The 11262-nt window shown below is 70.3% G+C and carries 11 protein-coding genes and 1 pseudogene; all 12 read left to right on the top strand.

Features of this window, described 5'->3' with window-relative positions; genetic code table 11:
- Positions 1-95: 95 nt before the first annotated feature.
- Positions 96-254: pseudogene (locus AB0N07_RS22905) on the top strand (TOBE domain-containing protein); the annotation flags it as partial.
- Positions 255-281: 27 nt separating this feature from the next.
- The gene (locus AB0N07_RS22900; protein WP_365837831.1) at positions 282-1484 is read left to right on the top strand and encodes an ABC transporter substrate-binding protein; all 1203 of its coding nucleotides are present in this window, start codon (positions 282-284) and stop codon (positions 1482-1484) included.
- A gap of 3 nt (positions 1485-1487) precedes the next feature.
- The gene (locus AB0N07_RS22895; RefSeq protein ID WP_365837829.1) at positions 1488-2351 is read left to right on the top strand and encodes an ABC transporter permease; all 864 of its coding nucleotides are present in this window, start codon (positions 1488-1490) and stop codon (positions 2349-2351) included.
- A gap of 11 nt (positions 2352-2362) precedes the next feature.
- Positions 2363-3178 (top strand): ABC transporter permease, encoded by an 816-nt coding sequence (locus AB0N07_RS22890; protein WP_365837827.1) that lies wholly within the window; start codon positions 2363-2365, stop codon positions 3176-3178.
- 94 nt (positions 3179-3272) lie between these two features.
- Positions 3273-4424 (top strand): FAD-binding oxidoreductase, encoded by a 1152-nt coding sequence (locus tag AB0N07_RS22885; protein ID WP_365837825.1) that lies wholly within the window; start codon positions 3273-3275, stop codon positions 4422-4424.
- Positions 4421-4723: a (2Fe-2S)-binding protein gene (locus AB0N07_RS22880; protein WP_365837823.1), complete on the top strand. Its 303-nt coding sequence runs from the start codon at positions 4421-4423 to the stop codon at positions 4721-4723. Before AB0N07_RS22885 ends, AB0N07_RS22880 begins: the two co-directional genes overlap by 4 nt.
- Positions 4713-6125, top strand: a complete 1413-nt coding sequence (locus AB0N07_RS22875) for an FAD-dependent oxidoreductase (RefSeq protein ID WP_365837821.1) — start codon at positions 4713-4715, stop codon at positions 6123-6125. The genes AB0N07_RS22880 and AB0N07_RS22875 overlap by 11 nt, the downstream gene beginning before the upstream one ends.
- Complete coding sequence (locus tag AB0N07_RS22870) at positions 6116-7012, top strand: dihydrodipicolinate synthase family protein (protein ID WP_365837888.1); 897 nt, start codon at positions 6116-6118, stop codon at positions 7010-7012. The genes AB0N07_RS22875 and AB0N07_RS22870 overlap by 10 nt, the downstream gene beginning before the upstream one ends.
- An 18-nt stretch (positions 7013-7030) precedes the next feature.
- Positions 7031-8032, top strand: coding sequence for a proline racemase family protein (locus tag AB0N07_RS22865; RefSeq protein ID WP_365837819.1), 1002 nt, complete (start codon positions 7031-7033; stop codon positions 8030-8032).
- A gap of 41 nt (positions 8033-8073) precedes the next feature.
- A complete protein-coding gene (locus AB0N07_RS22860) occupies positions 8074-8745 on the top strand; it encodes a GntR family transcriptional regulator (protein WP_365837817.1) in 672 nt (223 codons plus the stop codon).
- Positions 8746-8802: 57 nt separating this feature from the next.
- A complete protein-coding gene (locus AB0N07_RS22855; protein ID WP_365837815.1) occupies positions 8803-9798 on the top strand; it encodes a LacI family DNA-binding transcriptional regulator in 996 nt (331 codons plus the stop codon).
- A gap of 110 nt (positions 9799-9908) precedes the next feature.
- Positions 9909-11258 (top strand): extracellular solute-binding protein, encoded by a 1350-nt coding sequence (locus AB0N07_RS22850; protein ID WP_365837813.1) that lies wholly within the window; start codon positions 9909-9911, stop codon positions 11256-11258.
- Positions 11259-11262: the final 4 nt, after the last annotated feature.

Below are 11262 nucleotides of genomic sequence, written 5' to 3'. Positions count from 1 at the left end.
TCTCCTGCGTCTGAATCTGGTGCGGGGGGGGCGCATCCAGTCCGTAATCCGCATCGACCACTGGATCTTGCGGTTTTTTTTTCTCAGGGGCTCCCGCCACCCGCTTCCTCGTCGACCTCGACGCCGGCGGCCGCCTCACCGCACTCCAGCAGAACCTGGAGACCTCCGCCGAGGACGTCGCCGCCTACCGCGGCACCCGGGTGCGACTGCAATGGCACCACCGCCACACCGTCCAGGTCCCCGACGCCCGCTGAAGCCCCTTGTCCCGTAGGGAGAACGTCGTGCGCCCCACCCGAACCCTCCAGGTCGCGGCCTGCGCCGCCGCACTGCTCCTCGCCGCCACCGCCTGCGGCTCCTCCGGCAACGGCGGCGGCTCCGCGGCCACCGGCCTCAACCCCCCGGACCTCAAGGCCCCCACCAAGCTCGGCAGGACCGAGGGCAAGGTCAACCTGATCGCCTGGGCCGGCTATGTCGAGAACGGCTCCAACGACCCCAAGGTCGACTGGGTCACCCCCTTCGAGAAACAGACCGGCTGTCAGGTCGACTCCAAGGTCGCGGCCAGCTCCGACGAGATGGTCAAACTGATGAAGACCGGCGAGTACGACGCCGTCTCCGCCTCCGGCGACGCCTCCCTGCGCCTGATCGCCTCCGGCGACGCGGCACCCGTCAACACCAAGCTGGTACCGAACTACAAGGACATCTTCAGCGGCCTGAAGAACGGCAGCTGGAACTCGGTCAAGGGCCAGATGTACGGCATCCCGCACGGCCGCGGCGCCAACCTGCTGATGTACAACACGCAGAAGGTCACGCCGGCGCCGACCTCCTGGGCCGCCGTCTTCGACGACGCCGCCAAGTACAAGGGCCACGTCACCGCGTACGACTCGCCGATCTACATCGCCGACGCCGCCCTGTATCTCAAGGCCACCAAGCCCGAGTTGAAGATCAGGAACCCGTACGCGCTCGACCAGAAGCAGTTCGACGCCGCCGTCGCCCTGCTGAAGAAGCAGAACGGCAGCATAGGCGAGTACTGGAGCGACTATCTGAAGGAGATCTCCGCCTTCAAGAGCGGCGACTCCGTCGTCGGCGCCACCTGGCAGGTCATCGCCAACCTCGCCGCCGGCGAGGGCGCGAAGGTCAAGGCCTTCGTGCCCAAGGAGGGTTCGACCGGCTGGTCCGACACCTGGATGGTCTCGGCCAAGGCCAAGCACCCCAACTGCGCCTACAAATGGCTCGACTGGATCATCTCCCCGAAGGTCAACGCCCAAGTCGCCGAGTACTTCGGCGAGGCCCCCGCCAACTCCAAGGCCTGCGACCTGACCAGCGACAAGAACTTCTGCACGACGTTCCACGCCGCCGACGAGAGCTACTGGAAGAACATCGCCTTCTGGAACACGCCCATCGAGCAGTGCCTGGACGGCCGGACCGACGTCAAGTGCGTGCCCTACGCAAAGTGGGTCCAGGCCTGGACCGAGATCAAGGGCTGAGGCATGGCAGTACTGACCCGGACCGCCGGGGTGCTGCACCGGCGCCCCCGCCTCCGGCTGACCCTGCTGCTGACGGCGCCGCTGCTGTGGCTGGCCGTGCTCTATCTCGGCTCGCTCGGTGTGCTGTTCGCCTCCGCGTTCTGGACGACCAACTCCTTCACCTCCCAGGTGGTGAAGGTCTGGTCGACCGACAACTTCCGTGAGCTGTTCACCACGCCCGTGTACCGGCAGGTCGTCTTCCGCAGCATCGGCGTGGCCCTCGCGGTCACCGCCCTGTGCGCGGTGACCGCCTTCCCGGTCGCCTTCTACACCGCCCGGGTCGCCAGGCCCAGGTGGCGTCCGCTCCTCGTCGTCGCCATCCTCACGCCGCTGTGGGCCAGCTATCTGGTGAAGGTGTACGCGTGGCGGCTGATCCTGTCGGGGGGCGGGCTCGCCGACTGGATGCTGAGACCGTTCGGGCTGAGCGGGCCGGGGTTCGGCCTGCCGGCCACGGTGCTGACACTGACGTACCTGTGGCTGCCGTACATGATCCTGCCGATCCACACGGCGCTGGAGCAGCTGCCCGCCGACCTGCTCGACGCGTCCGCCGACCTGGGCGCCCGGGCCTGGCGGACCTTCCGGTCGGTGGTGCTGCCGATGGTGCTGCCGTCCGTCGCCGCCGGGTCGGTCTTCACCTTTTCGCTCAGCCTCGGCGACTACATCACGGTGCAGATCGTCGGCGGTAAGACCCAGCTGATCGGCAACGTCGTCTACTCCAACATCGAACTCAACCTGCCGATGGCCGCTGCGCTGGGCACCGTGCCGGTCGTCGTCATCGTGGTGTATCTGCTGGCGATGCGGCGCACCGGTGCGCTGAGCGCCCTGTAGAGGAGCCTGCCGTGCAACTGACCCGCTCCGCGCGCATCGCTCTGCGCACCGCCGCCGGCCTCGGCTTCGCGGTCGTCTACGTCCCGCTGCTGCTCGTCCTCGTCAACTCCCTGAACCCTGATCGCAGTGCGAGCTGGCCACCGCCCGGACTCACCCTCCACTGGTGGTCCGTCGCCTGGCAGAACTCCGGTGCGCGGGAAGCCCTTTGGGTCTCCGTCGAGGCGGGCCTCGGCGCCACCGCGATCGCCCTGGTCCTCGGCACCCTGATCGCCTTCGCCGTGGCCCGGCACCGGTTCTTCGGCCGTGACGCCGTCTCCTTCGTGGTCGTCCTGCCGATCGCCCTGCCCGGCATCGTCACGGGCATCGCCCTCAACTCGGCCTTCGGCACGGTCCTTGCGCCGCTCGGCGTCGGGCTCGGCCTGTTCACGGTGGTCGTCGGACATGCCACCTTCTGCATCGTCGTCGTCTTCAACAACGTCGTGGCCAGGCTGCGACGCACCGCCGGCTCGTACGAGGAGGCGGCGATGGACCTCGGTGCGAACGCCTTCCGCGCCTTCGTCGACGTCACCTTCCCGCTGGTGCGCTCGGCGCTGTTCGCGGGCGGGCTGCTCGCCTTCGCGCTCTCCTTCGACGAGATCGTGGTGACGACCTTCACCGCCGGGCCCGGTGTCGAGACCCTGCCCATCTGGATCTTCAACAACATGACCCGCCCGCAACAGGCACCGGTGGTGAACGTGGTGGCGGTCGTGCTCGTTCTGCTCTCCGTCGTTCCGATCTACGTCGCTCAGCGGCTGTCGGCGGACACGGCGACCGGAGGCCGGGTCTGACTGCACCCCGGCGGGGCCGTGGAGGTGATGGCGGCGGCGGCCGGCCGTGTGCGTGCCATGTTCAGAATCAGTGGTATGTGACATAGTACTGTTCGTGAGTCAGCCACTGACCTGCGATGTCGTGATCGTCGGAGCCGGCATGACGGGCGCCGCCTGCGCCCTCTGTGCCGCCCGCGCAGGCCTGGACGTCATCGTCGTGGACCGCGGCCCCGTGGCCGGCGGCACGACCGGCGCGGGGGAGGGCAACCTCCTCGTCTCCGACAAGGAGCCCGGCCCGGAGCTCGACCTCGCGCTTCTCTCGAACCGCCTGTGGGCCGAACTGGCGCAGGAGTTCGGGCAGACCATCGAGTACGAGGCCAAGGGCGGCGTGGTCGTGGCCGCCTCTCCCGGCGGTCTCGTCGCGCTGGAGGACTTCGCCGCCGGGCAGCGAGCCGCCGGAGTGACCGCCACGACCGTCGCGGGCACCGAACTGTACGAACTCGAACCCCATCTCGCCCCCGGCCTGCCCGGCGCCGTCCACTACCCGCAGGACGCCCAGGTCATGCCTGCCCTGGCCGCCGCCCACCTCGTCAGGGCATCCGGCGCGCGCCTGCTCACCGGCCGGACGGTGACGGGCGTGCTACGCACAACTGACGGGAAAGTACGGGCAGTTCGCACAGACCACGGTGACATCCACACTCCGGCCGTGGTCAACGCGGCCGGCACCTGGGGCGGAGACCTCGCCGCCCTCGCAGGCACCTCCCTGCCCGTCCTTCCGCGGCGCGGCTTCGTCCTCGTCACCGAACCGCTGCCCCGCATGGTCCACCACAAGGTGTACGCCGCCGACTACGTGGCCGACGTGGCCAGCGACTCGGCCGCGCTGCAGACCTCACCGGTCGTGGAGGGCACGGCCGCAGGACCGATCCTGATCGGCGCGAGCCGGGAACGGGTCGGCTTCGACCGGTCGTTCTCGCTGCCGGCCCTGCGCGCCCTCGCGGCCGACGCAACCCGGCTGTTCCCTTTCCTGTCCGACGTCCGCGCCATCCGCTCGTACGCCGGTTTCCGCCCGTACATGCCCGACCATCTGCCCGCCATCGGCCCCGACCCCCGCGTCCCCGGCCTCTTCCACGCCTGCGGCCACGAGGGCGCGGGCATCGGACTCGCGACCGGCACCGGACACCTGATCGCCCAGACCCTGACCGCCAAGACACCCGACCTGGACCTTGCCCCGTTCCGCCCCGACCGCTTCCCCGAGGAGACCCCGTGAGCTCCCCACTGGACCTGGCACAGGCCCATCCGCGCCCGGCCTTCACGGTCACCCTGGACGGCCGGGAGATCGAGGTGCTGCCCGGCCGGACGGTCGCCGCCGCGCTCTGGGCGGCAGGCGTCACCTCCTGGCGCACCACCCGGGACGGAGGCCGCCCGCGCGGCGTCTTCTGCGGGATCGGCGTCTGCTTCGACTGCCTGGTGACCGTCAACGACCGTCCCAATCAACGGGCTTGCCTCGTTCCCCTGCGGCCCGGCGACGCGATCCGCACCCAGGAGGGGACCGGCCATGACGACTGACCGACCCCACCTCGCCGTCATCGGCGCGGGCCCGGCGGGCCTGGCCGCGACGGTGGCCGCCGCCGCGCACGGCGTGCGGGTCACGCTCCTGGACTCGGCCGCACAACCGGGCGGCCAGTTCTACCGGCAGCCCGCCGCCGAACTGCGCGCGCACCGCCCCCAGGCGCTGCACCACGACTGGCGGACCTGGGAGCGACTGCGGGACGCGCTCGACACATACGTAGAGGCAGGTGCCGTAACGCACTTGACGGACCATCATGTCTGGTTCGTCGAACGGCATGCGGACCGGTTCACCGTGCACGCACTGCTCGGCCCCGAGCAGGAGGACCCGGTCGCCGCGCACGCCGACGCCGTGCTCCTGGCCACCGGGGGCTACGAGAAGGTGCTGCCCTTCCCGGGCTGGGCCCTTCCCGGCGTCCTCACCGCAGGCGGCGCCCAGGCCTTGCTCAAGGGAACCCTCGCGGTGTCCGGACGTACCGCCGTGGTCGCCGGCTCCGGGCCGCTGCTGCTGCCGGTCGCGACCGGGCTCGCCGCGGCCGGGGTGCAGATTGCCGCGCTGGTCGAATCCGCGGATCCCAAGGCGTTCGTACGACGGTCCCGGGCGCTCGCGGCGCAACCGGGCAAGCTCGCCGAAGGGGCCGGATACGCGGTCCGGTTGCTCCGGCACCGCGTGCGCACCCTCACCCGGCACACCGTCGTCGAGGCGCACGGCACCGGGCGACTGGAGGCGGTGACCGTTGCCGCGCTGGACGGCGAGGGGCGGGTCCGGCCCGGCACCGGGCGCCGCATCGCCTGCGACACCCTCGCCGTCGGCCACGGCATGCTCCCGCACACCGACCTCGCCGAGACCCTCGGCTGCCGCCTCGACGGTATGAACGTGCAGGTGGACGACGAGCAGCGCACCGACGTCCCCGGCGTCTGGGCCGCGGGCGAGACCACCGGCATCGGCGGCTCGGCCCTCGCACTGGCCGAGGGGCACATCGCGGGACGCTCGGCTGCGGCCCGCCTCGCGGGCCGTGCACCGGACCCGCACGGGTGGGCCGCGGCCGCCAGGGCCCGTACCCGACTACGGGAGTTCGCGGCCGCCCTCGACGCCGTGTACGCGCCCCCCGCCCACTGGAGCGAGCTGATCACCGACGACACCGTCGTGTGCCGCTGTGAGGAGGTCACCGGCGGCGTGATCCGCGAGGCCGTCGCGGAACTCGGTGCCGGCGACGTCCGTACCGTGAAACTGCTGACCCGGGCCGGCATGGGCTGGTGCCAGGGCCGGGTGTGCGCACCCGCGGTCGCCGGGCTCGCCGGGTGTCAACTCGCCCCGTCGAGACGGCCGTTCGCACGTCCCGTACCGCTCGGTGTCCTCGCCCGCGAGGACACGCACCCCACCGGGAGAGGATCCTCATGACCGACCACCGTCCCTGGCGCGGAGTGCTCGTCGCCACCGCGCTGCCGCTGAACGACGACCTCACGGTGAACCACGACAAGTACGCCGAGCACTGCGCCTGGCTCGTCGAGAACGGCTGCGACGGCGTCGTCCCCAACGGCTCGCTGGGGGAGTACCAGGTGCTCACCCCCGAGGAACGCGCCAAGGTCGTCGAGACGGCCGTAGCCGCGATCGGCGGGCAGCGGGTCATGCCCGGGGTGGCCGCGTACGGGTCCGCGGAGTCCCGCCGTTGGGCCGAGCAGGCCCGCGACGCCGGCTGCCACGCGGTGATGCTGCTGCCGCCCAACGCCTACCGCGCCGACGAACGTTCGGTGCTCGCCCACTACGCCGAGGTCGCGAAGGCGGGCGTGCCGGTCGTGGCGTACAACAACCCGATCGACACCAAGGTCGACCTCGTGCCGGAACTCCTCGCGAAGCTGCACGGCGAGGGGTACATCCGCGCCGTCAAGGAGTTCTCCGGGGATGTCCGCCGCGCCTACCGGATCGCCGAACTAGCCCCGGAACTGGACCTGTTGATCGGCGCCGACGACGTCCTGCTGGAGCTGGCGATCGCGGGCGCGAAGGGCTGGGTGGCCGGCTACCCGAATGCCCTGCCGGCGGCGAGCGTGGAGCTGTACCACGCGGCCGTCGACGGCGATCTGACCACCGCAGACCACCTCTACCGGCAGCTGCATCCGCTGTTGCGGTGGGACTCCCAGGTCGAGTTCGTACAGGCGATCAAGCTGTCCATGGACATCGTCGGGCGGCACGGCGGGCCGGTCCGGCCGCCCCGTGTGCCACTGCTGCCCGAACAGGAGGCGGCGGTCCGCGCCGCCACCGAGAAGGCCGTCGCCGCCGGACTCGCGTAACCCACAAGGAGGCAGGCCATGCGCAGCAGACTCGTCCTGCCCGCCGTCGACTCGCACACCGAGGGCATGCCCACCCGCGTGATCACCGGCGGGATCGGGACCATCCCCGGCGCGACGATGAACGAACGGCGGCTGCACTTCCGCGAACACCGCGACGACATCAAGCAGTTGCTGATGAACGAGCCGCGCGGGCACTCCGCGATGAGCGGCGCGATCCTCCAGCCGCCGGCCCGCGCCGACTGCGACTGGGGTGTCGTCTACATCGAGGTGTCCGGCTATCTGCCGATGTGCGGGCACGGCACGATCGGCGTCGCGACCGTGCTCGTCGAGACCGGCATGGTCGAGGTCGTCGAACCGGTCACCACCATCCGCCTCGACACCCCGGCCGGAGTCGTGGTCGCCGAGGTGGCGGTGGAGGGCGGCGCGGCCAAGGCGGTGACGCTGAGGAACGTGCCGTCGTTCGCGGTGGGGCTCGATCGCAAGGCGACATTGGCTGACGGGCGGTCGGTGACGTACGACATGGCATACGGCGGAAACTTCTACGCCATCCTTCCCCTGGACCAGTTCGGCCTCCCCTTCGACCGCGCCCGCAAGGACGACATCCTCGCGGCGGGGCTGGCGTTGATGGACGCCATCAACGCCGAGGACGAGCCCGTCCACCCCGAGGACCCGTCCATCCGCGGCTGCCACCACGTCCACCTGCTGGCCCCCGGCTCCGACGCCCGCCACTCCCGGCACGCGATGGCGATCCACCCAGGCTGGTTCGACCGCTCACCCTGCGGCACCGGCACCAGCGCGCGCATGGCGCAGCTGCACGCGCGCGGGGAACTCCCCCTGCACACCGAGTTCGTCAACGAGTCCTTCATCGGCACCCGCTTCACCGGACGCCTCCTCGGCACCACCGAGGTGGCGGGCCGCCCCGCCGTCCTGCCCAGCTTCACCGGGCGTGCCTGGATCACCGGAACCGCCCAGTACCTGCTCGACCCGGAGGACCCGTTCCCCGCGGGGTTCGTGTTGTAGGCGGCCCGATAGTGTCCGGTGACCCAAGGAGGACGATCACCATGGCCCAGCAGCACCGCCCTGACATTCCCTCGCTCGGCGGCAGGAAGCCCAGCTTCCGGGAGAAGGTCGTGGACGTGCTGCGGGCCGCGCTGATCTCCGGTGAACTGCGCCCCGGCCAGGTGTACTCGGCGCCGGCCCTCGCCCCCCGCCTCGGTGTCTCCGCGACTCCGGTGCGCGAGGCGATGCTCGAGCTGGTGAAGGAGGGCATGGTCGAGATCGTCCCGAACAAGGGCTTCCGGGTCACCGAGGTCTCCGAGAAACAGCTCGACGAGTACACCCACATCCGGTCCCTGATCGAGATCCCGACGACGGTCGGCCTCGCGACCACCGCCGACCTCGACGACCTGAAGGCACTGCGCCCGCTCGCCATGGAGATCGTCACCTCGGCCACCCGAGGCAACCTCACCGACTACGTCGAGGCCGACCTGCACTTCCACCTCGCACTGCTCGCCCTGGCCGGCAACGACCACCTCGTGCAAGTCGTACGGGACCTGCGGCAGCGGTCACGGCTGTACGGACTGACGGCCCTGGTCGAAACCGGACGGCTGAAGGCCTCCGCCGAGGAGCACCTCGAACTCCTCGATGCACTGCTCGCACGCGACACCGAGGCCGTGCGCGAGGTGATGACCCGGCACCTCGGGCACGTCCGGGGGCTCTGGGCCGCCCACTGAGAGCCCGCTTTCGCCGTTACGCAAGCCTCTTGCAATTCTTGCGCTATTCTTGCGTGCATGACGCGACGACTTGCTGAGGTGGCGAAGAAGGTCGGGGTCAGCGAGGCCACGGTCAGCCGGGTGCTGAACGGCAAGCCCGGGGTCTCGGAGTCCACCCGGCAGGCGGTGCTCAGTGCCCTGGACGTCCTCGGCTACGAGCGCCCCACGCAGCTGCGCGGCGAGCGCGCCCGGCTCGTCGGACTCGTCCTGCCCGAGCTGCAGAACCCCATCTTCCCGGCGTTCGCCGAGGTGATCGGCGGGGCCCTCGCCCAGCTCGGCCTGACCCCGGTGCTGTGCACGCAGACCAAGGGCGGCGTCTCCGAGGCCGACTACGTGGAGCTGCTGCTGCAACAGCAGGTCTCCGGCGTCGTCTTCGCCGGCGGCCTGTACGCCCAGGCCGACGCCCCGCACGACCACTACCGCCGGCTCGCCGAGCGCAACATCCCGGTGGTGCTGGTCAACGCATCCATCGACGACCTCGGTTTCCCGGGCGTGTCCTGCGACGACGCGGTGGCGGTGGAGCAGGCCTGGCGGCATCTGGCCTCCCTCGGGCACGAGCGGATCGGGCTGGTGCTGGGGCCGGACGACCACGTTCCGTCGGCCCGCAAACTGGTCGCCGCCAAGCCCCTCGGAGACCTCCCGGACGAGTATGTCGCGCGCGCGATGTTCTCCATCGAGGGCGGTCACGCGGCCGCCTCCCGCCTGATCGACCGCGGTGTCACCGGCTTCATCTGCGCCAGCGATCCGCTCGCCCTGGGCGTCATCCGGGCCGCCCGCCGCAAGGGACTGGACGTGCCGGGCCGGATCTCGGTCGTCGGCTATGACGACTCGGCGCTGATGAACTGCACCGAGCCGCCCCTGACCACCGTCCGCCAGCCCATCGAGGCGATGGGCCGAGCGGCCGTGGAGCTGCTGAACGCGCAGGTCGGCGGCGGTTCCGTAGCCGCCGAAGAGCTCTTGTTCGAGCCGGAGCTGGTGGTGCGCGGATCGACCGCGCAAGCCCCTCGTCCCTGAGATCCGATCACCTGTCGAATAATTACAGATTCTGCGCGACATCTTGCGGACGGATGTCGGCGGTGCTTGAGTGTGCGGCGCCCACCGCTCCTGCCACGAGGGGTCCACCGATGAGAAGTACCGGGTTCCGCCGTACGTTCGTCGCGCTCAGCGTCTGTTCTCTCGCACTCGCCGCCTCCGCCTGCGGATCGGGCGACGACGGGTCGGCGAGCGGGAAGACCCGTATCACCGTCAACTGCGAGCCGCCCCAGAGCGCCAAGGTCGACCGGGGGTTCTTCGAGCAGGACGTCGCCGCCTTCGAGAAGCAGCACCCGGACATCGACGTCGTCGCGCACGACGCGTTCCCCTGCCAGGATCCGAAGACCTTCGACGCCAAGCTCGCCGGCGGGCAGATGGAGGACGTCTTCTACACGTACTTCACCGACGCCAGGCACGTCGTCGACATCCACCAGGCGGCCGATCTCACGCCGTACCTCAAGGAGTTGAAGAGCTACGACACCCTCCAGAAGCAGCTGCGCGACATCTACACCGTCGACGGGAAGGTCTACGGCATCCCGCGCACCGGCTACTCGATGGGCCTGATCTACAACCGCAGGCTCTTCCGGAAGGCCGGCCTCGACCCCGACAAGCCGCCGGCCACCTGGGACGAGGTCCGCGCCGACGCCAAGAGGATCGCGGCTCTCGGCGACGGCACCGTCGGATACGCCGACTACAGCGCGCAGAACCAGGGCGGTTGGCACTTCACCGCCGAGCTGTACTCCCAGGGCGGCGACGTCGTCAGCGCCGACGGCAAGCAGGCCACCATCGACACCCCCGAGGGGCATGCCGTGCTGCAGAACCTGCACGACATGCGGTGGGCCGACGACTCGATGGGCAGCAAGCAGCTCCTGGTCATCAACGACGTGCAGCAGATGATGGGTTCGGGCAAGCTCGGCATGTACCTCTCCGCGCCGGACAACATCCCGATCCTGGTGAAGGAGAAGGGCGGCAACTACAAGGACCTCGCCCTCGGCCCCATGCCCGGCGGCAAGGGCACGCTCATCGGCGGCGACGGCTACATGTTCAACAAGCACGACACGCCCGCCCAGATCCGCGCCGGCCTGCAGTGGCTCGACCACATGTTCCTGACCCCCGGCAAGGGCTTCCTCGGCGACTACGCCCGCGCCAAGAAGGCGAACGCCCCGGTCGGACTGCCCGAGCCGCGCCTGTTCACCGGCGCCGCCGACGCCAGGGACCAGCAGGCCAAGAAGGCCAACGCCAATGTGCCGGTGGAGAACTACCGGGCCTTCCTCGACGGCAACCACGGCCTCCAGCTGAAGATCGAGCCGCCCGACGCCCAGCAGATCTACTCGGTCCTCGACTCCGCCGTCTCCGCCGTCCTCACCAAGAAGGACGCGGACATCGACCAGCTGCTGAAGGACGCCTCCGGCAAGATCGACAGCATCCTGGCGCGGGGCTGACGAC

The organism is Streptomyces sp. NPDC051172 (assembly GCF_040682555.1).
Classification (GTDB): Bacteria; Actinomycetota; Actinomycetes; order Streptomycetales; family Streptomycetaceae; genus Streptomyces.
Note: the sequence above shows the minus strand (reverse complement) of the source record. Positions and strands in the feature narration are given on the sequence as shown.

Bases quoted from the DNA above. Each gene is read 5' to 3' on its own strand.
- AB0N07_RS22855 (WP_365837815.1), top strand. From the start codon at position 8,803: ATGACGCGACGACTTGCTGAGGTGGCGAAGAAGGTCGGGGTCAGCGAG.
- AB0N07_RS22860 (WP_365837817.1), top strand. From the start codon at position 8,074: ATGGCCCAGCAGCACCGCCCTGACATTCCCTCGCTCGGCGGCAGGAAG.
- AB0N07_RS22865 (WP_365837819.1), top strand. From the start codon at position 7,031: ATGCGCAGCAGACTCGTCCTGCCCGCCGTCGACTCGCACACCGAGGGC.
- AB0N07_RS22895 (WP_365837829.1), top strand. From the start codon at position 1,488: ATGGCAGTACTGACCCGGACCGCCGGGGTGCTGCACCGGCGCCCCCGC.
- AB0N07_RS22850 (WP_365837813.1), top strand. From the start codon at position 9,909: ATGAGAAGTACCGGGTTCCGCCGTACGTTCGTCGCGCTCAGCGTCTGT.
- AB0N07_RS22875 (WP_365837821.1), top strand. From the start codon at position 4,713: ATGACGACTGACCGACCCCACCTCGCCGTCATCGGCGCGGGCCCGGCG.